Annotated in this window: 26 protein-coding genes and 1 pseudogene; 7 read left to right on the top strand and 20 right to left on the bottom strand. The window is 41.8% G+C overall.

Translation table 11 applies throughout. From position 1 onward, the window contains the following. Positions 1 to 247 precede the first annotated feature (247 nt). Entirely contained in the window at positions 248 to 1318 is a 1071-nt protein-coding gene (locus ACFIMC_RS04180; RefSeq protein ID WP_375671808.1) for a YdaU family protein, read from the top strand. A gap of 242 nt (positions 1319 to 1560) precedes the next feature. On the opposite strand, the gene ACFIMC_RS04185 is transcribed toward ACFIMC_RS04180, so the two are convergent. Then, positions 1561 to 1773 (bottom strand): hypothetical protein, encoded by a 213-nt coding sequence (locus tag ACFIMC_RS04185; RefSeq protein WP_375621500.1) that lies wholly within the window; start codon positions 1771 to 1773, stop codon positions 1561 to 1563. A gap of 11 nt (positions 1774 to 1784) precedes the next feature. Next, positions 1785 to 1913: a hypothetical protein gene (locus tag ACFIMC_RS04190; protein ID WP_375680864.1), complete on the bottom strand. Its 129-nt coding sequence runs from the start codon at positions 1911 to 1913 to the stop codon at positions 1785 to 1787. Positions 1914 to 2278: 365 nt separating this feature from the next. Between ACFIMC_RS04190 and ACFIMC_RS04195 the strand changes: the two are divergent. Beyond that, a pseudogene (locus ACFIMC_RS04195) lies at positions 2279 to 4231 on the top strand (toprim domain-containing protein); the annotation flags it as partial. Here ACFIMC_RS04195 and ACFIMC_RS04200 read toward each other — a convergent pair. From ACFIMC_RS04200 to ACFIMC_RS04235, 8 genes are all read right to left on the bottom strand, one after another. Then, a complete protein-coding gene (locus ACFIMC_RS04200; protein ID WP_375685665.1) occupies positions 4225 to 4470 on the bottom strand; it encodes a hypothetical protein in 246 nt (81 codons plus the stop codon). The pseudogene ACFIMC_RS04195 and the gene ACFIMC_RS04200 sit on opposite strands and share 7 nt — an antisense overlap. Next, the gene (locus ACFIMC_RS04205; RefSeq protein ID WP_375680866.1) at positions 4464 to 4784 is read right to left on the bottom strand and encodes a hypothetical protein; all 321 of its coding nucleotides are present in this window, start codon (positions 4782 to 4784) and stop codon (positions 4464 to 4466) included. Before ACFIMC_RS04205 ends, ACFIMC_RS04200 begins: the two co-directional genes overlap by 7 nt. Positions 4785 to 4843: 59 nt before the next feature. Further along, a complete protein-coding gene (locus ACFIMC_RS04210) occupies positions 4844 to 5527 on the bottom strand; it encodes a hypothetical protein (protein WP_375655254.1) in 684 nt (227 codons plus the stop codon). Between the two features lie 64 nt (positions 5528 to 5591). Then, complete coding sequence (locus ACFIMC_RS04215) at positions 5592 to 5840, bottom strand: hypothetical protein (protein ID WP_375685667.1); 249 nt, start codon at positions 5838 to 5840, stop codon at positions 5592 to 5594. 20 nt (positions 5841 to 5860) lie between these two features. Continuing rightward, positions 5861 to 6184, bottom strand: coding sequence for a hypothetical protein (locus ACFIMC_RS04220; protein WP_375613616.1), 324 nt, complete (start codon positions 6182 to 6184; stop codon positions 5861 to 5863). 56 nt (positions 6185 to 6240) lie between these two features. After that, positions 6241 to 6873, bottom strand: a complete 633-nt coding sequence (locus ACFIMC_RS04225; protein WP_375671805.1) for a hypothetical protein — start codon at positions 6871 to 6873, stop codon at positions 6241 to 6243. A 15-nt stretch (positions 6874 to 6888) separates the two neighbouring features. Beyond that, on the bottom strand, positions 6889 to 7293 hold the full coding sequence (locus ACFIMC_RS04230; RefSeq protein WP_375680877.1) for a hypothetical protein: 405 nt from the start codon (positions 7291 to 7293) through the stop codon (positions 6889 to 6891). Beyond that, positions 7253 to 7447: a hypothetical protein gene (locus ACFIMC_RS04235; protein ID WP_375671803.1), complete on the bottom strand. Its 195-nt coding sequence runs from the start codon at positions 7445 to 7447 to the stop codon at positions 7253 to 7255. Before ACFIMC_RS04235 ends, ACFIMC_RS04230 begins: the two co-directional genes overlap by 41 nt. Before the next feature lie 86 nt (positions 7448 to 7533). Between ACFIMC_RS04235 and ACFIMC_RS04240 the strand changes: the two genes are divergently transcribed. Continuing rightward, entirely contained in the window at positions 7534 to 8103 is a 570-nt protein-coding gene (locus tag ACFIMC_RS04240) for a hypothetical protein (protein ID WP_375633347.1), read from the top strand. Between the two features lie 562 nt (positions 8104 to 8665). Then, positions 8666 to 9031 (top strand): hypothetical protein, encoded by a 366-nt coding sequence (locus ACFIMC_RS04245; RefSeq protein WP_375636910.1) that lies wholly within the window; start codon positions 8666 to 8668, stop codon positions 9029 to 9031. 1171 nt (positions 9032 to 10202) lie between these two features. On the opposite strand, the gene ACFIMC_RS04250 is transcribed toward ACFIMC_RS04245, so the two are convergent. Then, positions 10203 to 10343, bottom strand: a complete 141-nt coding sequence (locus ACFIMC_RS04250; RefSeq protein ID WP_375680868.1) for a hypothetical protein — start codon at positions 10341 to 10343, stop codon at positions 10203 to 10205. Positions 10344 to 10816: 473 nt separating this feature from the next. Further along, positions 10817 to 10951, bottom strand: a complete 135-nt coding sequence (locus ACFIMC_RS04255) for a hypothetical protein (protein WP_375685669.1) — start codon at positions 10949 to 10951, stop codon at positions 10817 to 10819. A 787-nt stretch (positions 10952 to 11738) separates the two neighbouring features. On the opposite strand from ACFIMC_RS04255, the gene ACFIMC_RS04260 reads away from it, so the two are divergent. Then, the gene (locus ACFIMC_RS04260; protein WP_375630071.1) at positions 11739 to 12062 is read left to right on the top strand and encodes a hypothetical protein; all 324 of its coding nucleotides are present in this window, start codon (positions 11739 to 11741) and stop codon (positions 12060 to 12062) included. 919 nt (positions 12063 to 12981) lie between these two features. Here ACFIMC_RS04260 and ACFIMC_RS04265 read toward each other — a convergent pair. The 7 genes from ACFIMC_RS04265 to ACFIMC_RS04295 form a co-directional block, all read right to left on the bottom strand. Further along, positions 12982 to 14148, bottom strand: coding sequence for a DUF6990 domain-containing protein (locus ACFIMC_RS04265; RefSeq protein WP_375680871.1), 1167 nt, complete (start codon positions 14146 to 14148; stop codon positions 12982 to 12984). 10 nt (positions 14149 to 14158) lie between these two features. Then, a complete protein-coding gene (locus ACFIMC_RS04270) occupies positions 14159 to 14536 on the bottom strand; it encodes a hypothetical protein (protein ID WP_375633350.1) in 378 nt (125 codons plus the stop codon). A gap of 353 nt (positions 14537 to 14889) precedes the next feature. Continuing rightward, entirely contained in the window at positions 14890 to 15207 is a 318-nt protein-coding gene (locus ACFIMC_RS04275; RefSeq protein WP_375642854.1) for a hypothetical protein, read from the bottom strand. A gap of 24 nt (positions 15208 to 15231) precedes the next feature. After that, a complete protein-coding gene (locus ACFIMC_RS04280; RefSeq protein ID WP_375633352.1) occupies positions 15232 to 15810 on the bottom strand; it encodes a hypothetical protein in 579 nt (192 codons plus the stop codon). Positions 15811 to 16109: 299 nt separating this feature from the next. Further along, positions 16110 to 16646, bottom strand: coding sequence for a hypothetical protein (locus ACFIMC_RS04285; protein ID WP_375627738.1), 537 nt, complete (start codon positions 16644 to 16646; stop codon positions 16110 to 16112). A gap of 273 nt (positions 16647 to 16919) precedes the next feature. Beyond that, positions 16920 to 17477, bottom strand: a complete 558-nt coding sequence (locus ACFIMC_RS04290; RefSeq protein ID WP_375680872.1) for a hypothetical protein — start codon at positions 17475 to 17477, stop codon at positions 16920 to 16922. 122 nt (positions 17478 to 17599) lie between these two features. Continuing rightward, the gene (locus tag ACFIMC_RS04295) at positions 17600 to 17878 is read right to left on the bottom strand and encodes a hypothetical protein (RefSeq protein ID WP_375633354.1); all 279 of its coding nucleotides are present in this window, start codon (positions 17876 to 17878) and stop codon (positions 17600 to 17602) included. A gap of 587 nt (positions 17879 to 18465) precedes the next feature. Between ACFIMC_RS04295 and ACFIMC_RS04300 the strand changes: the two genes are divergently transcribed. Then, positions 18466 to 19029: an NADPH-dependent FMN reductase gene (locus tag ACFIMC_RS04300; RefSeq protein ID WP_375634512.1), complete on the top strand. Its 564-nt coding sequence runs from the start codon at positions 18466 to 18468 to the stop codon at positions 19027 to 19029. An 18-nt stretch (positions 19030 to 19047) separates the two neighbouring features. Next, positions 19048 to 19563 (top strand): short-chain dehydrogenase, encoded by a 516-nt coding sequence (locus ACFIMC_RS04305; protein WP_375634511.1) that lies wholly within the window; start codon positions 19048 to 19050, stop codon positions 19561 to 19563. 340 nt (positions 19564 to 19903) lie between these two features. On the opposite strand, the gene ACFIMC_RS04310 is transcribed toward ACFIMC_RS04305, so the two are convergent. Beyond that, the gene (locus ACFIMC_RS04310) at positions 19904 to 20053 is read right to left on the bottom strand and encodes a hypothetical protein (protein WP_375680873.1); all 150 of its coding nucleotides are present in this window, start codon (positions 20051 to 20053) and stop codon (positions 19904 to 19906) included. Positions 20054 to 20167: the final 114 nt, after the last annotated feature.

Raw genomic sequence — 20167 nt, forward strand, 5'->3', positions numbered from 1 at the left:
AGACCACCTCCAAAGCTTCTGCCCAAAAGCAAGTACGTTGAGAATGTGTGGTATTCTTTATTCTTTCCATCACCGCAATCTTAAATCGTAAGTTTGCATGCGCTTCAAGCACAGCCAATCATTTATAAGCATCGTAAAGAAGCCTCTAGTCATCATCGAACAGAGCCAAAAACAACACAAGTTAAATCCTTATTTGAGCTTTTATCATCAATAAAAATGTATAAAAAAGAAGAAAGTAGATTGCAGTATGAAACACGCTAATCAACAAGAAACTCCTCATTATGAATCGTCTAGGCTTCCATATGTTTGTTGGTATCAAAATGACTTTCTAGGAGGTGTACGTGGGATGCGCGCACACGAAATTGGAATCTATACGATTCTTCTCAATGAAATGTATGCCCGTGGCCGACCTTTAGAAATATCGAAAGAACGTTTAGCGCGTCTTTGTGGTTGTGACAAGCGAACTTTTGTTAATGTTTTAGAGATGCTCATCCAAGAGGGTAAGATTTTAAATTTAGCCAATGGATTATGGAACAAGCGTTGCGAAAATGTTTTTCAAGAGCGTGAAAAATTGCTTGAACAAAAATCCTTTGCGGGTCGTTCTTCGGCAAAAAAACGCAAGAAAATCAATGCAGAGATGCAACAACTGCTTAACGAAAGTCCAAAAGATGTTGCACAAAACTCAAAAGCTCAAAAGGCAGAAGAAAAGGAAACACCTTACGGTGTTTTAGAAAAGAAAATTTTGTTTGATGAGACAGAACCTTGTTTTTCCTTCGAAGAGAACTTTGAACAAAGCGATCATCCATCCCCCTCACCGGCTCTTGATTCACCTCTCCCTTTGCCTGCCCAAGCAGAAGCGGAGCAAAAAAACGCCTCCCCTTTAAATGCTCCCCAAGCCGAGTTCACTCCCGCCCCTATCGCGCAAATTGTCACGGGGGAAAAAACAAAATCTGCCACCACTCTTCCCCCCAGCAATCTTCCTGCCTCCATCCCGCTTTGCACCAACAAAAAAACCACAACCTCAGTTGCCAAAGGGCATCGTCTTCCTGAGCATTGGCAAGCAGACATCAAGGCGGCAGTTTCAGAAGGTTTGAGTGAAAGCCAAGCCCATTGGCAAGAAAAGAAGTTTCGCGACTATTGGCAAGCCAAGGGCGGCAAAGAAGCACTCAAAGTAGACTGGCAAGCCACATGGCGCAACTGGTTTCGCCGTGAGATCGAACGGCAAGAACAGCAAAAACAGGGAGGCTCCTCATCTTTTACCTCTGAGAACAACGACACGCTTTACCGCAGTTTGATCAACTATAACGACAATTTTTGACATCACACAAACAACGTATTTTTCAAGCAAGCGCGGGGACAAAAATGCTTCAAAACCACAACAGCATCGGACAAAACAAAAGGCGGCAAAACAACATTTGGATAGGCGATTCACACAGCAAAACGCGTCAACATCGACCATTTTGCTCTCATCACAAAAGCGTTTTCCCCACGCAAAAGACCCCCACAGGCACCCCAACATACACACCCCAATACACTAGGACTCCAGCATGCACCACCCCCTCAGGCATATCCACCCCGCCCTTCTTTCACCCCCTTCCTCCTTTCCACCTTCCTCCTTTTCCCAAGGCGCCACTTCCCATGCTCTTGGCAAACAGACATCAACAGAGCAGCTTCAAAAAACTTCAATGAAAAGCAAACTCTTTGGTAACAAAACACCCCTCCACACAGGCACCCCAACTCATGCCCCACCCCCCCAACAGGACACTCCAACATGCACCACACCCTCACAGACATATCCACCCCGCCCTTCTTTCACCCCCTTCCTCCTTTCCGCTTTCCTCCTTTTTCTCAAGGCGCCACTTCCCATGCTCTTGGCAAGCAGACATCAACAGAGCAGCTTCAAAAACCTTCAATGAAAAGCAAACTCTTTGGCACTCCCCCTCCCACACAGGCACCCCAACACATGCCCCAACAAGGTATCCCAAAACAGGACTCCAACATGCACCACACCCTCACAGATATATCCACCCACCTTCTTGCATCATCCACCCTACCTGCTTCCAACGCGCCCCTCTCAAAGGGCTCCACCTTCCTAAACCCTTGGCAAACAGATACCAACACAGCCATTTCAAAAACTTTCAGGATAGAGCAAGTCCCGCGCAAAAAAGGACCGTATAGCATAAGACCTTTCACCATGTGATCGAACAACGAGAACAGCAAAAACAGAATCCTCACCTCCCACATCTTGAGAAAAACGACAATAATATCACGAATGACCATGAGCACAATTTTTGAAATCAAACAAAAACTTATCTCACAAGCCGATAGAATAGCAGAAATGCTTCTTCCCCAAGGGCACAAACGAGGCAACAATTGGATTGTAGGCAACACACGTGGTGAAGCTGGTCAAAGTTTATCGATTTGCTTGAGTGGTAGTAAAGCAGGACTTTGGTATGATTTTGCAGAAGGCACTGGAGGAGATCTTTTAGACCTTTGGTGTGAAGTCAAAGGCATTAGCCTTTCTCAAGCCTTAGAAGAAGCACGCGCGACTCTCAATCTGACACGCCCCAAACCCTTTATGGCGCCCCATCGTTCCTATCGCCGTCCACCGGTTCCTACAGGGCAGAGCCCGCAGAATCTTGTAAAAAACTATCTCCACGAAAAACGCCACATTCCTTTAGAGATTATAAAGCGTTACCGCATAGGAGAAGATGGTGAAAAAATCATTTTTCCCTTTTATAAACCCGACGGCACCCTTGCTTTAGTCAAAGAACGGCTCGCACAAGCAGGAGCAAAAACCAAACCAACAGCCTCCCAATGTGAACCGATTTTATTTGGTTGGCAAGCCCTTTACCCCACAAACCACCCCGCCACGCACACGCCCCAACAAGCAACCCAGCACGCACCTCAGCAAGCATTCCAACACACACCCCAGCAGGTACCCTCAACCAACCCCGCCTCTACACACACACACCAACAGGCACCCACGCATGCGCTCCAACAGGCGCCATTCCCCATTTTTTCTTCAACAAACCGTATCATTGTTATCACTGAAGGAGAAATTGATGCACTTTCCTTAGCCGCCTATGGATATCCGGCGGTCTCTGTTCCCTTTGGAGGAGGTAGTGGAGGCAAACACAACTGGATTGAAAATGAATTTGATCATTTAGAATCTTTTGAAACGATTTTTTTAGCCACCGATATGGACAAGCCCGGAGAAGAAGCAGCCCGTGAGATTGCCAGCAGGCTTGGACGCCACCGTTGCTACCGTGTCCGTTTACCCCTTAAAGATGCCAATGACTGTTTAACCGCAGGGATTGATAAAGCCACCATAAAAGCCGCCTTTTCCTCAGCACAAAGCTTTGCACCAGAAGGTTTACGGCGCGCCTCAGACTATAAAGATCAAGTGATTGGGCTTTTTTGGCCAGAGCCTGAAAAACATCTTGGTTATACGGTTCCCTATCCTAAACTGAAGGACAAATTGCATTTCCGCCCAGCAGAATTAACGCTCTGGAGTGGTGCGAGTGGTGCAGGTAAAAGCCAATTATTATCAGACTGTATTCCCCATTGGATTGCACAAAAGAGTCGCCTTTGCTTAGCGTCTCTAGAAATGAAAGGAGAACAATCACTTCGCCGTTTAACCAAACAAACGGGCGGCTTAGAACAGCCTACAAAAGAGACAATTGAACGGATTCTTCATTTTTTAGACGAAGGGCTTATTCTTTATGAGCATGTTGGCAAATCGAGCGTAGATACCTTGCTTGAAGTCTTTGACTATTGCCGTGCGCGCTATGGCTGCGATCAATTTATCATCGACAGTTTGATGCGGCTTGGCATTGCCTCTGATGATTATGCAAGACAAGAACAAGCCGTTTATAAAATGGTTGATTGGGCTGTTTTAAACAATGTACATATTCACCTTGTAGCCCATGCCCGAAAAGGCGGTCTGGATAAAGATATCCCCAGCACAGAAGACATTAAAGGCGCCTCAGAAATTGGTGCCAATGCCTTTAACATTATCACCATTTGGCGCAATCGACCGTTAGAAGACAAAATCTTTGCCGCTTCTCTCGCACAAGAAAAAGCAGATTTAGCCAAACGCCCTGGCGTCATTATGAATATTGCCAAACAACGTTCTGGTGATTTTGAAGGCAAAATAGGGCTTTGGTTTGATCCCCAAACCTACCGCTATCGCTGTTCTTTTGAACAATCATTCCCTCGACGTTATCTGTAATACCCCATAAACCCCACTCTCTTTAAAAATGCCTCCGCCTTCAAACGCGCACGCCTTGCTCCCACAGAAACAACAGGAAGGATAAATCCACAAATGATGAAAAACACCCAATCCTTCGCAAACCAAAGCCAGCCTAACCCCATATTCTCTGCTCCCAAAGACAAACAAAAAAAGGTCGCTCCAGCAATGGCGTAAAACACCAACCCCTTCAATAACCACAAACAACGCGTCACCACCCATCTCGCCGCCCCCTCATATGCAAAATCAAAAACCACTCCAACAGTGCAGCAAACACGATCCCCATCAAGGACAGGAGTCCCCATGGTATGTCCATACTCTCCATCCCCTCAAGAGCTAAAAAAAGAACGACTCCTAAAATGCAATAAAACAGCACTTCCTTCAAAAAGAGGGAAACACCAAAAATACAATAAAACGCCGCCCGCCACCACGGAATATCGAAGCGCTTGGAAACCTTATAAGTACCAATAACGACAACAATAAAAAGGTAGGAAAACACCAACAACAGCAAAAAAAACAAATCGTTCGACATCACATACCCCTCACAGCAAGCCCATTAAAGATCACACCCATGAAAAAGAAAAACACACCCTACTTTAAGAACCAAGCCCATAGAACACGCGCACGCCTTATACCCTGATAAATCAAAGGAGAAAAAAATCCAACAATAAAGGGCAACACCCTCTCATTCGAGAACCAAAGCCAGCTCAACCCTAGATTCTCTGCTCCCAGACGGGTAAAACAAAGAATTGGTGCCAAAATGCAGAAAAACAGCACAAAATTCAAAGCACGCAACGACCTCTGTAGCACCGTATCACTTTGCTCGCGTATAAAGAACCCCAAGAGCACTTTCAACAATACAGACAAGAGCAAAACCTTTAAGAATACCGCCCTTATGCTATCCATATCTCTGACACCCACAGCAGCAAACCACAGGATAAAGCCCATCATGCAACAAAACATAACTGCTTTTAAGAACACTTGCCAAGCAACAGGCATACTCTTGACGCCCAGATGCACCAAACCAAGGACAGTTGCAAAAATGCAAGAAAACACCGCCCCCTTCAAGAGCAGCTCCCCGTCAACAGCGCGCCTGCCCACGCCCACATAAATAAAACCAAGGTAGGTGGCAAGGGCGCCATAAAGCACCACCCATCTCCAAAACATCCACCCTGTAACAGAGCGACGCTTGGCAATCTTATCAAGAAAAACCAAAGCTAGAGCAAAAAAGCAGAAAAACCCCAACAACAGCCAAAACATCACATCGTTCGACATCAAATACCCCTCACAGAAAGAACATCAAAGACCATGCCCGTGGAAAAGAAAAATGCTCATTTTTTTAAGCACCATCCCAACAGTACACGCACTCACCGTACCCCCTCCAAAACAAAAAAGGAACAAGTCCAATAGTGCCCAGAAACACCCCATTGTTCAAGAACCAATGCGTGCTCCAGCCCATATGCTTTACTCCCACATGTGCCAACCCAACAACAGCTCCAACAACGCCACCAAACACCAGCCCCTTAAAAAACATGTCCCATGCAACCACCATACACCCCGCACCCTCATAAGCAAAACCAAAGACCATGCCCAAAATGCAGCAAAAGATCAATCCTTTACAAAGAATGAAAGCCTAAACCCAAGACGCTTTGCCCCTAGACAAATAAGCCCAAGGATAAGACCAAAGACAACGCCAAAAAGAATGTTAAAAACCCACTTGTTTGAAAACCACACCTGAGCCAAACCAAAATGCTCAGCTTTCGCATAAACAAAATCAGAGGTCACGCCAACAAAGAATGCAAGCACCCCACCCTTAAAAAAGTCCTTCCTTGTAAACCCGAAAAACCTTATTCCCACATAAATAGAAACAAAGGCGAGCGCCAAAGGGCAGAAAAACCCCAACCACTGCCAAAACATCAAATCGTTCGACATCAAATACCCCTCACAGAAAGAACATCAAAGACCACGCCCGTGGGAAAGAAAAATGCTCATTTTTTTAAGCACCCCAACAGTACACGCATACACCGTACCCCCTCCAGAGCAAAAAAAGGAACAAGTCCAATAGTGCCCGCAAACACCCCATTGTTCAAGAACCAATGCGTGCTCCAGCCCATATGCTTTACTCCCACATGTGCCAACCCAACGACAGTGCCAATAATGCAAGCAAACACCACCCACTTGAAGCACCACACCCCACGCGATATCCATTTACCCCGCACCCTCATAAGCAAAACCAAGGACAGCGCCAGCAATGCAACAAACACCGCTCCTATCACTAAAAATTCCCATGATATATCAAAACGCTTCGCTCCCTTATAAGCAAAGCCAAGAACCACTACAGCAATGGTGCAAAACACCACAGCCTTCAAAAACACGCCCCACGATACAGTCCTACGGTCTGCTCCCACAACAATAAAACAAAGGGTCGCTCCAGCAATGCAAGAAATCTCCACCCCCTGCCAAAACACCTCCCACGTCATAACCGGTCGCCCCGCATCTTCATAAGCAAAACCAAGGACCATGCCAACAACGCAGAAAAATGCCAGCCCCTTCAAAAACATGTCCCGCGCAACCACCATACGCCCCGCTCCTTCATCAATAAAAATCAGAGACCATGCCAAAAATGCAGCAAAAGATCAATCCTTTTCAAAGAATGAAATCCTAAACCCAAGACGCCTTGCCCCTCTATAAATAAGAGCAAGGACAAAGCCCAAAAGGACATAAAACACCCACTTGTTTGAAAACCACACCTGAGCCAAACCAAAATGCTCAGCTTGCTTATAAACAAAATCAGAGACAGCAGCCAAAATGAAGCTCAACAACACCATCTTGAGGAACAAACCCTTCGTTACACCACGCCGCTGCATTACTTCATAACCCAACATAAGGAAAATACTGGGAATGCCATAAAACGCCACAGCTCGTAAAAATACGCCCCACGTCATCCCCAACGCCTTCATTTCCACATAAACAGCCACAGAGACATAGGCCACAATACAGCTAAACACCAATCCCTTCAGAGACAAAAGCCCGCGCGCCATCACTCACCTCCCCCATCAAGTCATTCAAGGAAAATCCACCATGCGACAAAACACCTCTCTTTTCAAGAGCCAAATCCATGGGGCTCCCACACACAAGCGCAACAGTCCAAGTCACCCCCAAGAGCGCATACCCACACGGCACACTCCAACACATGTCTTCCTCTCATCCCTCTCTTTTGCCTAGAGCAAGCAACATTTTTTAAAAACGAGAAGCAAAATTAAAATTTTTAAGGAGATGCTATGACCCATAAGCAGAAAAAAAATACGCAAACCTGCCCGCTTGAACATCAAGATCAAGGAAAGCACATTGGTCATTTAAAGACGCAAGAAATCCCTGTTGAAACAAGTAATCCTTATTTTAAACCCAATCATCGAGAAAGTTCCAGCAATCCGCGCACCATCAATGCCATTGCCAATGCACAAAGCCATCCCATTGCCCTTTTATATGCGAAAGGACATCTCAGCAAAGCCCAATATAAAGCAGCAGAACGTTTTTATTTTTACTGGCGTCAAAGCCAAGCCGATCTCCACATGAGCCTTGACTACACCCGTGAAAAGGTTTCCTGTAGCCAAGGGTACACACACCCTATTGAACGTCAAATAGAAGCATCCAATCATTTAAGAACAATCAAAGTTCAACTGGGTATTCTTGGCTATTCACTGCTTGAACGCGTTATCGGCTATGGACAAGCGATAAAAGAATTAAGTTCTTCAAAACGCAAACAAAACTCTCTTGCCGATCATTTACGAGATTGTTTAGACTTGCTCGCATTTCATTGGGGATATGCAAACCATAAACATTTTGAATAATCCCCTCCTCGCCATTTTAAGCGGCCTCCCATGTTGCCCCGCCCCCTCTAAAGCCCTTCCCACACACACGGGCTCAAGCATTGAGCAGCTCTCGCCCCCATTTCCATTACCTTGCCCCCCCACCCAAAAGGACAATACTTCACCCCCCTCACATACTTAAGATACACCCTACACTCTTAAAAACAAAAAGCCTTCCCCCATATCAATCCTATAATCATGAGGGGCTCTTAATTCGTTTTTGATTGAAGAATATTATCAAGATGCATGCATGCATCATAATATTTTTAAATATAGTTTAATTAATATCGAGTCTTAAAATAAATATTCAATTGAAAAAAGTATTAAGTTTTAATGCAAAATGACAAAATTTTTTTGTAAAAAGTATTTTTTATATTGCTATTTTTTCAATTCTCTGCTAATTATAATGTGGTAGGTTATTTAAGTATGATTTTTTTGTATTAGTACGGCCTTTTGAATTTATTCTTTTTTGACACGTCCTGCGAGTCAATGTTAAAATTCTCCTGCTTTTTGGTCCTCTGATTGCGACGGAGGACTTTTTTTTATGACTGTACTTTTTTATAACTGTATTGTCTTAAATCACTTCCTTATGAGCTTTGTGATATTCCTCCATAAGGTTTACCCGCAAAATAGATCATTCTTTTGTCAAATTGACTTGCGTTCCATTCTTAAAGAACAAAGATTCTTAACTCAATCTGATTTACAAACAGCTTGGATACACTTCCCTCTTGGTTTGCCATTCCCTCTTGGCTTCTATTCAGGGTTTTCCGCTAAACTCAAGGCGCAACAGAAGCTTGCTCTGTCTCAAAAATTCACCACGCCCTTAAAAAAACACTTAAAACATATCCAAGGAAGCTTGCTTCATATCACCAAACCTCAAATGACCGTGTTTTACGGCATAACAGAATGACTTAACTATTGGATAACTTTCTTTATCGCCCCCCAACAGGTTGATGTATCACGACAACATATTGATTTATAATCATATCCCGTTATCCATATAAAATTAAGAGACGCAGATATCATAGGGATTCTCTCATTTTAAATTTATTTCATGTTGCATCAATCAACACCTTGTCTTTTCCACATTACAAACATGAGAAACATATGAAATAACGCACTTCAAAGATTTCAAAGATAAAGAATCAAAATGCCTCTTATGAACACGCTCAAGAGCCAAAGGCTGTCATCATATGAGACGCGAATAGTATAATAGTATACTGGCTTTTCCTTATGAGAATTTAAAGAAGGACTTATCCACTTCGCAAGAGATTTCTCCATTATCAGATTTACCAATATCCCCAATCACCAATATAATTGTGATGATAAGATAACATAATGTTTTTAAACAAGTAGGTAAGTGTGCAACACAAATATATTCTATTTAGAACATTCTGTTTTACGTGAGTCGCGTAACCTCCCATTAAAAAACAAAATCCCCCATTAAAAACAAAATCCCTATAAGAAAAAATCTAAAGCGTGAGAATAAAAACATGAGACAAGTGTGATTCCATTCAGATATTGCTCTTTAACCGTCAAACCGAATAAAAATAGATCCGGAAAATATGTTAATCTTCCTACCTTAAGAGATAAACTAAGAATATAGACAACATCTCTCCTAACATTCCCCTTTTTCTAGCATCGCGTAAGAATCAAAAGTTATACAGCTTATTTTGTCATATTATAAAGCACTGTTTTTTTAAGGCGGTGTTGAAGCAGTTAAAACGATTGAAGTGTTTAGCCAACGCCATCGCCATTAGCAAAGCTAAAAAAACAAACTGTTGAAAAGCCGTGCATATCTTGTGTAAACACAAAAAAAACAAGAAAAAGGCACAAAAATATCTCAATTTTTATAAAAATACTCAGCGTCTTTTACGATTGTATTGACGAACAACCCTTATCACATAATCATCTTAAATATTGAGAATAAAGAATGAATAGCCCTCGCAAATACAGCAACCTATCAATATAAAATATAAAAACAAATCTTTTGGTTATCTCTGTTTTTATGGAATATGCCTTTCCCTATGGATGCACTTTAGCCTCCAAAGAGTGCATCCTTCCCCTCAACGGAGACCGCCTCAACCCTCATGAGGCAGTATCCAATCTATAAGAGGATGCACTCCGCGCCTTAAAAAGAGTGCATCCTTCCCCTCAACGGAAACTGCCAAACCCTCATAAGGCAGTATCCAATCCATAAGAGGATGCACTCTAGCCCTCAAAAGAGTGCATCCTTCCCCTCAACGGAGACCGCCAAACCCTCATAAAGGCAGTATCCAATCTATAAGAGGATGCACTCAACCCCTCAAAAGAGTGCATCCTTCCCCTCAACGGATACCGCCAAACCCTCATAAAGGCAGTATCCAATCCATGAGAGGATGCACTCCGCGCCTTAAAAAGAGTGCATCCTTCCCCTCAACGGAAACTGCCAAACCCTCATAAGGCAGTATCCAATCCATAAGAGGATGCACTCCGCCCTCAAAAAGAGTGCATCCTTCCCCTCAACGGAAACTGCCAAACCCTCATAAGGCAGTATCCAATCCATAAGAGGATGCACTCCGCCTTCAAAAAGAGTGCATCCTTCCCCTCAACGGAAACTGCCAAACCCTCATAAGGCAGTATCCAATCCATGAGAGGATGCACTCTAGCCCTCAAAAAGAGTGCATCCTTCCCCTCAACGGAAACTGCCAAACCCTCATAAAGGCAGTATCCAATCCATAAGAGGATGCACTCCGCGCCTTAAAAAGAGTGCATCCTTCCCCTCAACGGAAACTGCCAAACCCTCATAAGGCAGTATCCAATCCATAAGAGGATGCACTCTAGCCCTCAAAAGAGTGCATCCTTCCCCTCAACGGAGACCGCCAAACCCTCATAAAGGCAGTATCCAATCTATAAGAGGATGCACTCAACCCCTCAAAAGAGTGCATCCTTCCCCTCAACGGAAACTGCCAAACCCTCATAAGGCAGTATCCAATCCATAAGAGGATGCACCCTAGCCCTCAAAAGAGTGCATCCTTCCCCTCAACGGATACCGCCAAACCCTCATGAAGCAGTATCCAATCTATAAGAGGATGCACTCTAGCCCTCAAAAGAGTGCATCCTTCCCCTCAACGGATACCGCCAAACCCTCATAAAGGCAGTATCCAATCTATAAGAGGATGCACTCTAGCCCTCAAAAGAGTGCATCCTTCCCCTCAACGGATACCGCCAAACCCTCATAAAGGCAGTATCCAATCCATGGAAAAGATGCACTTCGCCTTCAATAGAGTGAATCCTTCCCTTCAAGGGTTTTACTCAAATTTCATCGCATCTCATTTTTATGAACCCTCATTTTTATGAATCCTTGGTCAAAGGCACAAAAAGAAGTTTGCTAGCAACTATTGTATCACCCACCTTATGGGATTCCACTTGCCTACAGAGCTTTCAAACTTTTTTACGCCTTCATAAAATCAAATCTGAAAGAATTCATTAAGGCAATTAAGGGTAAATTTTGTCAATTTGTAGGCAAAGTTTATTCTTTTTTGTGATTGTTGTATTTTTACTATAGTTATTTAAATCGAATTTATATATGATACGTATCGATATTTATTTATCGAAATAAATATAGGAGAAAAACTATGAATATCAGATATTTTTTCATAGCTGGGGCTATTACAAGTGGTTTAGCTCTCGCGATTCAAAAATCTGATCGTATAGTCAATAAACAACCCTCTCCTATTGTTGCTCCTTATACTATTGAGAAAACAAATTTACATTTTGTTAAACAAGTAAGGGACACATCGGATACATTGAATATACTGAGAGTCAGTAATAGAAGCGCATCAGAACAAGCATCAATCGACGATATATACGATAAAGCAGAAAATTTATTGAATGCACTAGCTGGTTTTTTAGGATCACTTATTATATATTTCGTACAACTTGTTGCTACTAGAATATAAGATACAAAAAGTTCTTAAAGTAAGGTTATATACATTTTGTATATATTGTAAAATTTAAATAAAAAGGCCCTTTATAAAATGGGGCCTTTTTTAGTTTAATTTTTCCTTTGTTTTAGTTTAGTTTTTATTGTGTTTTTATTTTTATTGGCCAAATATCATCGCCTTCAAAAGTGCCATTTTTACTTGTCTCACATCTCAAATGACAAAGGCTCTAACTCCCTAGCTTCGCTCCCATAGCGCTTTCGTTAATAAGGGTCCGCAATCTTCTTGTTCTTCCCAAAAATTCTTCTGTTTTCAAGAAAATGACCATGCATCTCCTCTGTCATCGGATTGGCTTACAGATCTCCATGAAGCAGACTGAAAAACACAAAAACACCATAACTTTTTATATCAATATCACCATACTGAAACACTGTTGAAGCTTAACAAGCGCTGTTTCATTGGCAAGGACTTCTTAAAAAGACAAAAAATACCTCAAAGGCAAAAGAGCTTAACACTGCTCAAAAATGCCATTTTTTGCCTTCCTCTCACCTCAAATGACAAAGGCTCTACCCCCGGCTCTACCCCCTAGCTTCCCTCCCATAGCATTTTAGTCAATAGAGCTTCCCCATAGCGCCTTTAGTCAATGGACCTTCCCCTCATACCGCTTAAATAAGGCGCTTGAATAAGCAATGATTTATGAGAATTTTCTAACAAAACAACAAAACCATCTTAAAGAAGAGAGTAGAATTTATAATTGATTTTTCTCCTCTATTCTTGAGGATCAAGCCATTTCCAGTCTATTTTTTAAAATCTTGGCTATTATTCTTGATTTTTCGAGCCCTTTATTTTGCTCTGGTAAGAAAGGTGTGAAAGCGTCTCAATCATGGCGCTTTCACATCTTTTAAATAAAAGTGCTTTTCTTCAACAGGAGAATAAACTAATCAATTTTTATATCCATAAATGCGATTTTACCATCTTTAATATAAGTAATATCAGGAGAATGTTTTACCCCTTCTGCTGCAAAGACGCATGGTTCATCACTCACAATATATCCTTGTTCCCTTAATTCTTGTTTTTTCTCCTCGACTATTTTTTTATGAAAATCTCGTTTTTGATTACACGTATCAGGGGGTCTCACTCTGAAAAACTGATAGTCCATGGCTATAGACCACTTCTCAGCAACCCGTTCCAGTAGATCGTAACTGAACTTTCCTTCCTTTTTCACTTCTTGAGCGATCACCATCGCGCGTTCCAAATGGACTTTTTCAATGGTTTCATCAAAGCCAAGCTTCTCCCCTGCCGTAAAACTTTCGTCATAAGAAGCTAAAGTCTCAACATCGCCCAGCAAGGCAAGAGCAGCAAGATGCAGCAAAGCATAAGGTGCAAACTCTACGTCAGCATCCGGTGCCCAAGATAAAGAGTCTTTTTCCCAAGGGGGAATACTATATTGAGAGCGAAACATTTCAAGCAAAGAATCATCTTCCATTGTCCATTTTAAAGTTTTATCGAGAGCTTTCTTTAAAAGCTGGACGCTCACTTTTTCTTCAAAAATTTCCAATCCATTGGACACAAAATTTATAAATACTGTTGGCAAAACCCCAGAATTATACGGATTAATCGTCTGACAAGCCGCCGCAAAAATACCGCTCATAATTAAAAGTCCGCGATCAAAAGGCGAAAACTCTTCCTCTCGTTTCTCGTTATAAAGAAACTGCACTTCGCGATCTGGTAAAAAGAGGGTTGCCAAATAATCTCCCTTTCCCTCGATTTCCACCGACCATCCCAAGCTTTTTAAAAGCCCTGTTGCACTTTCTATCGTGAGAATTTCATCATCATCATAACCGACAAAGGGTTCTTTTTCCTTTTCCTTTAGTTGCAAACGCCTCTTCTGCACCACGGCTTCATCTTTCCAAAACTGCTGCGTTGCAAGATCATTTTCTTTAAGCACTCTTTCCAGCGCGCCTTTCACTTGGAAATTCATTTTCATCCGTTTGAAGACAGAGGTATAAAGAGCTAAAACAAGCATGATAATGATCATGCAAATAACAATAAATACCCAAAACAGGGGATCTAATAGAAATACGGCTATAGGATCACTGTTCATTTTTCCCCTCTCAGTCTTTACAAAGCCCGTGCGACAGAGAGCTTATGTGCTCTCCTACAGAGATTGCTTCTTCTAGTTTCTGAATATTTTTGTACAACTCACCCGTCACTTTGGTGCGAAGCCGTAACATAACCGGAATAAAAATAATGACACAGACCGTTATGGCGACCGTCGTTTTAAAGAGAACGGCATGCACAACATATTGCCACCCTGTCAGCTGCCAATTTAATACACCTGGTATTTCTAGAACCATTCTCCAGATGATAATGAGAACCGCAATAGCAAAGATAATTTTATAATCCTTTGCTGAGAGCAACACTTTCTGGAGCGAAAAAGAATGCGCTCCTTTATGCGTTTCTTGCTCTGATGTCCAATTTTGCTCCTTCATGTATTCCCCTCTCACTCTTTGAAAAGACCCGTGTGACAGAGAGCTTATTTGCTATCACACAGAGATTCCCTCTTCTCGTTTCTGGATCTTTTTTTCCAATTTACGCATTATGATGATGCAAAACCCAAATATCACCGAAATCAAGAAAAGTACACAGACCATTATGGATTGCGTCATAATAAAAATAATAATATTCCTGCTACCTTGCTACCCTCTTACCTTCCTCACATTGCAAACAATAAAGATTTTCAAACCACGCCAATCTATAAACAATAGTCACAATTCAGCTTTTTCTTCCTAAAAATTCTCCTATTTTCAAGAAAATGACCCTGCATCCCCACCTTCAATAGGATTCATTTCAAAGCTTGAATGAACAAGGCTCCTAAAAATACGAAAACAACCCATATACCGCGCGCCCCTACGAGCAAAACCGTTCCTTCCTCACGCCTCAAACGATAAAGTAAGTCCCAAGCGTTCACTCTAGGCTCTAAACCCCACGGGCTCTTATTCCCTTTAATCAACACTGATCCATAATCGGCTTTTCTTCCACTCAATGCCACCCAACACTGCTCCTTTAAAGCAATGTTTACGGACACCCCATAAAGAGCACCAAAACATCTCAGAGGAAAAATGGTATAGAGAGCAATCCCTATAAAGGCTGAATCTCTCATAATTTCTTCATTATTTTTTCCCTCTCATGACTTCTCAAGCGCTGTATCCTGTTCTTGCAAGACGTTTTTCAGTTCTTTTCTTAAACAGCGATACGTTCTCACCTGCTTAAAGACACCATAATAAAGTTCCAAAATCATCATGGGAATAAAAGCACCCCACAGTGTCACGAACATAAGCACGAGAACAAATATCATGACAAGAATATCACCCCTTTTTTCTCTATCGCCTTTTTTATACCAATCCTTTTGATCGGTTATTTTACCCCGTTGCTTGTTTATTTCTTTCAATTTTTGAGTATTTTTTCTCAACAAAAGCCACAATGTTATGCAGAGTATCAACATAACTGGGAACAAGACCCAAACACACACTATAATAACTTTCCAAAAAGCATACAGAGAGAGAAAAAGAGGTGTATCCCACCACTCTGTCCGTTCCCCATTGCTACCCAAGGATGGGAGAAAGAAAATCCTGTTCCACAACTCAATAATGAGGGAGAGGAAACAAATGACAACACGCTCTTTCTCAGAAAAAATACTTTTTTCGAAAAAATGGCGCAGTTCATTACAAAATGCTGAATAAAATTCTGACTTTTTCCCCTTCATTGCTCTTCCTTTTTTTATGAAAAATGCATTTCTTTATCTCATGCCCGCTTTTTTAAGAACCACGAAAAGTGCGATGCATGGCGCTTCCCTTGTTTTCAACAAAAACCCCCAACTTTCTAAAAGCGCGGTTACTCTTCCCAATGATTAAGAGCATCCTCCTCATTACAAAAGAAAATAGGCTCTCTTCTTTGTCTGATGATTTTCCAACCATTCATCCTCCCCTCTTCTTGTGTCACGAGAGCTTCTAAACATTGCCTCTTACCCCTCACGATAGCTACAAAAGCGCCTTGTCACTCTCTTTATCTTACGCGTTTTAGTAGCCGTCTCATTCTACGATACTTTCTCACCTGCTTAAAGACACCATAATAAAGTTGTAAAATCCCCACGGGAATAGCAGCAAACCACACTGTCACGAACACAAGCACGAAACTGAATATTGTAACAAGAATATCGTCCATTTTCCACTTCACACTTTCTTTATATCGATCCTTTTGATCGGTTATTTTACCCCGTTGCTGATCTATTCCTTTCAATTTCCGAATATTTTTTACCAACAAACGCCGCAATATGAAGCAGAGTATAAACATAACTGGGAACAAGACCCAAACACACACTGTAATAACTTTCCAAAACGCATACAGAGAGAGAAAAAGAGGTGTATCCTGCCACCCTGTCAAGTTCTCTTGGCTACCCAAAGATGAGAGAAAGAAAATCCTGTTCCATAGCTCAATAATGAGTGAGAGAAAACAAATGACAACATGCTCTTGCACAGAAAAATAATCTTTCTCGAAAAAATGGCGCAGTCCATTATAAAATGCTGAATTTTTCCCCTTCATTGCTCTTCCTTTTTTTATGAAAAATGCATTTCTTTATCTCATGCCCGCTTTTTTAAGAACCACGAAAAGTGCGATGCATGGCGCTTCCCTTGTTTTCAACAAAAAACCCCAACTTTCTAAAAGCGCTGTTGCTTTTCCAAATGATTAAGAGCATCCTCCTCATTACAAACCTGATAGGCTTCTTTATCCTCTTTGCCTGACGATTTTCCAACCATTCATCCCCTCTTCTTGTGTCACGAGCTTCCAAATATTACCTCTTACCCCTCACGATAGCTACACAAGCGCCTTGTCACTCTCTTTTCTTATGCGTTTTAATTCCCGTTTCACTCTACAATACGTTCTCACGCGCTTGAAAACAAAATAATAAAATTCTAAAATGAGCATGACAACACCCGCAGGAAAAAAGACGTTTAGCAGAAATATCAACCAAAAGTATACGATAAAAAAACTGCTTATTGTTTCTCTATTGTTTTTTACCGAATTATTTTGTTGATCGGTTGTGTGCCCCCGTTGCTGGATAGCCTCATCCAACTGCTGAATCTTTTTTTTCAACAAATACGTTAAGATGAGATAAAGCACCAATAAAACAGGTATCAAGGCAACAACACACACCATGATGACTTCACGTAGCACAAAAAGCGCCAAAAGAGTGCTATCCTGTGATACACTCAACGTCCACTTGGATTCTAATGGGATCAAAAGAGCTTTATAACCTATCCCAATAAGGATAGAAATAAGACAAATAATAATATGATCTTTATAAGAACGAAATGATTTTCCAAAAACAAGAGAGCACCGTTTGTTATAAAATGTGGAATTTTCCCCCTTCATTTGCTCTTCCCTTTTATGCAACTGTTTGTCCCTGACTTTATAAAGACACGAATAACCTCTCAAGAACAATTGCATCCATTATCGTCAAACAGAACACCCCAGAGAACACTCGTATCGCATATTTATGTTGCCAATACTTTTGCCAATTCACGTGCTTGTTTTAAAGAAACATCTCTCAACACTTGCAAACCAACACGCATCACCCCCATTTCATGAACAGCCCCCATGAAGGGGATAACAATAGTGCCCCCATGAATATATCCCCTTACTATAAACTCTATCACCACCATTATTTCAATAAAAAATGTAATCCGGCACCATTCATATACGCCCCCTGTGGCCTCTACAATAGCCTTACCCTCCCCTTGCGACAAGCCACGCCATAACTCGTTCCTCAACACGGACAACCCCCATTAGCCTAAGGCTCCTACAACAAACCCACCCCTGCCCCAAAAACAGGCATATCTAGCTTCTACGATAGTCTTTATCCCTTGAAAAGACAGAAGCATTTTTATTCTTTTCTCAATTGTTTTCCGCCCACTTAAGACATAAAAAAAGGAACTTCCATTGATTTGCAAATGATCGCGCAATAAGAACATTTGAAATGAGAAAATCTTACAACTTTCTTATTTCAATTAAAAAGGCTCAATGATCATTATAAATCAAAATATGACGATACATTCCATTTTTCATTAGAGTTCTTGCAAGCCAATAGCTCAGAATATATTCATAAAAGCGCTTCTAAGACACGAGACAGCCGCGATTCTTGAGATCAAGCATTTTAATATTAATGAAAGCACTAACATTCCCTTACAAGTTTGAGGTGTTGTTTTGTCAACAATCTTGTTAGCATGGACTGATTCTATGATGATGCGATATCATCACAATTGCTCTTTATGGACAGCATAATGATACGCGCCATTTTACTCACAATTCTTTATAAGCCTTGCGTTATAGGCTTGTGGGGAAAAGATAAAGGAGAATCCTGTTGAATATAGCAATTATTTTGGGGTCTGTGCGTCAACCTTCCTTAACAAGAACTTTAGCCAATTATTTAGCCGATTGCCTCATAAAGCGGGGTGCATCACTTCATTGGGTTGATTTGCGTGAACAGCCCTTGCCGATGACAGATCCAGATTATCATCAGCAGGTTGAGGCTAATCCAAGTGCTGCGGTTCGTAAGTTTGTAAAAACCATTGCAGCGGCTGATGGCGTTATTCTAGCAAGCCCCGTTTATCAAGGGTCTTATTCGGGTGTTTTAAAAAATGCTCTTGATAATTTGAGCTATAATGCCTTTTTAAATAAACCTGTTGGGCTTATCTCTCATGGAAGTACCGCCAAAAAATGCGCACAACCGTGTGAACATTTATTGCCGTTGGTGCGCACGCTTTATGGCTATGCACTCCAATGTCAAATCGCCTCTTCCAACGAAGATTTTTCCTCAGATGATGAAGGTCGTACTTGGAAAGTTATAAGTGAAGAGGTACAAACACGTTGTGAAAGACTTGCTGATGAAATGTACACATTTTTAAAGCAAAGAGGTGGGATTTAAAGCAATAAGGGAGGGGGCATGAAAAAAAAGGATGCGCACTATCGTTATTTAGTGGTAGGGGGCACAGGGATGCTTGCCCCTTTGTATCAATCACTAGAGCCGCAAGAAGTGATTATTGCTGCACGCTTTCTTTCCCATAAAGTCCAGCTTGAGGCATTGCAAAAACAGCATATGTGTGTGCCATTGGATTATGATTGTGCGGCATCAAAGGCGCAATTTTTAGAAGCTGTGAAGCAATGGCATGATCTAAAATATTGCATATTATGGATTCATTCGCCCGCCTATGCATTTTCTTGCGCATTAATTGAGCAGTTGGCTCTTTTGCCTAAACCGCCATGTATTCTTCATATTTTTGGTTCCAACACGCATGATCAAATGATCCTCGAGTGCGCGCGCAAAAACAAGGTTGATTTTATCCCCATTCAATTAGGACAAAAAACAACGTCAAAAGGTTTACGATGGCTAACACATCAGGAGATAAGCCAACAGGTACTGGATGCCATAAAAAACCATATGAATAAACAAAACTTATGATCAATACCTCTTGCCATGCAAAGAAGCCGAGCCCCCTCAATCTCTATCCATACCCGAACGCCCTCTTAAATAACTCATACTCTCTTACATCATAGGCTTTGAGAACGAACAATCCCCCTCCCTTACGCCTCTAAACAGCATGCCTATATCAACAGCTCCAAAACCAAACGTTTTTCTAACCCTTCTCACACGGGCTTATCCCCCTCTCACAACCATCACGGCTCTTGACCAACCACACGCCCTATTACAGTTCCACGTTTTTACGATTTTGCAAATTCACAGAAAACAACAAACTTCCGATCAACTGCCCCATTAAAGCCTATTACAAGCCTATACAAGCCTATTCATTGCCAACAGCCCTTTTCCCCCAACACCCTCCATTCCCCCATTCCAATTTTGACGCATTGCACAATCCAACCTTTACGCCTCCATTGGCACCTTTTCTCCCCAACCGCCCCACAACCATCACAGCCCTTGACCAACCACACACACCATTTTACAGTTACACGTTTTTACGATTTTGCAAATTCACAGAAAATAACAACACTTCCGATAAACAGCCCCATTAAAGCCTATCATCAGCCTATTCATTGCCAACAGCCCT

Source organism: Bartonella sp. AP21QHHD, from assembly GCF_042196205.1.
Classification (GTDB): Bacteria; Pseudomonadota; Alphaproteobacteria; order Rhizobiales; family Rhizobiaceae; genus Bartonella.

What these genes read in the sequence shown, in the direction of transcription:
- ACFIMC_RS04205 (WP_375680866.1), bottom strand. Translation starts at nt 4,784, where the DNA reads ATGTCGAACGATTTGTTTTTTTTGCTGTTGTTGGTGTTTTCCTACCTT.
- ACFIMC_RS04275 (WP_375642854.1), bottom strand. Translation starts at nt 15,207, where the DNA reads ATGAGAGATTCAGCCTTTATAGGGATTGCTCTCTATACCATTTTTCCT.
- ACFIMC_RS04245 (WP_375636910.1), top strand. Translation starts at nt 8,666, where the DNA reads ATGACTGTACTTTTTTATAACTGTATTGTCTTAAATCACTTCCTTATG.
- ACFIMC_RS04290 (WP_375680872.1), bottom strand. Translation starts at nt 17,477, where the DNA reads ATGAAGGGGGAAAATTCCACATTTTATAACAAACGGTGCTCTCTTGTT.
- ACFIMC_RS04185 (WP_375621500.1), bottom strand. Translation starts at nt 1,773, where the DNA reads ATGTTGGAGTGTCCTGTTGGGGGGGTGGGGCATGAGTTGGGGTGCCTG.
- ACFIMC_RS04235 (WP_375671803.1), bottom strand. Translation starts at nt 7,447, where the DNA reads ATGTGTTGGAGTGTGCCGTGTGGGTATGCGCTCTTGGGGGTGACTTGG.
- ACFIMC_RS04260 (WP_375630071.1), top strand. Translation starts at nt 11,739, where the DNA reads ATGAATATCAGATATTTTTTCATAGCTGGGGCTATTACAAGTGGTTTA.
- ACFIMC_RS04265 (WP_375680871.1), bottom strand. Translation starts at nt 14,148, where the DNA reads ATGAACAGTGATCCTATAGCCGTATTTCTATTAGATCCCCTGTTTTGG.
- ACFIMC_RS04230 (WP_375680877.1), bottom strand. Translation starts at nt 7,293, where the DNA reads ATGGCGCGCGGGCTTTTGTCTCTGAAGGGATTGGTGTTTAGCTGTATT.
- ACFIMC_RS04305 (WP_375634511.1), top strand. Translation starts at nt 19,048, where the DNA reads ATGAAAAAAAAGGATGCGCACTATCGTTATTTAGTGGTAGGGGGCACA.
- ACFIMC_RS04180 (WP_375671808.1), top strand. Translation starts at nt 248, where the DNA reads ATGAAACACGCTAATCAACAAGAAACTCCTCATTATGAATCGTCTAGG.
- ACFIMC_RS04240 (WP_375633347.1), top strand. Translation starts at nt 7,534, where the DNA reads ATGACCCATAAGCAGAAAAAAAATACGCAAACCTGCCCGCTTGAACAT.
- ACFIMC_RS04220 (WP_375613616.1), bottom strand. Translation starts at nt 6,184, where the DNA reads ATGTCGAACGATTTGATGTTTTGGCAGTGGTTGGGGTTTTTCTGCCCT.
- ACFIMC_RS04280 (WP_375633352.1), bottom strand. Translation starts at nt 15,810, where the DNA reads ATGAAGGGGAAAAAGTCAGAATTTTATTCAGCATTTTGTAATGAACTG.
- ACFIMC_RS04285 (WP_375627738.1), bottom strand. Translation starts at nt 16,646, where the DNA reads ATGAAGGGGAAAAATTCAGCATTTTATAATGGACTGCGCCATTTTTTC.
- ACFIMC_RS04210 (WP_375655254.1), bottom strand. Translation starts at nt 5,527, where the DNA reads ATGTCGAACGATGTGATGTTTTGGCTGTTGTTGGGGTTTTTCTGCTTT.
- ACFIMC_RS04215 (WP_375685667.1), bottom strand. Translation starts at nt 5,840, where the DNA reads ATGGTCTTTGGTTTTGCTTATGAGGGTGCGGGGTGTATGGTGGTTGCA.
- ACFIMC_RS04270 (WP_375633350.1), bottom strand. Translation starts at nt 14,536, where the DNA reads ATGAAGGAGCAAAATTGGACATCAGAGCAAGAAACGCATAAAGGAGCG.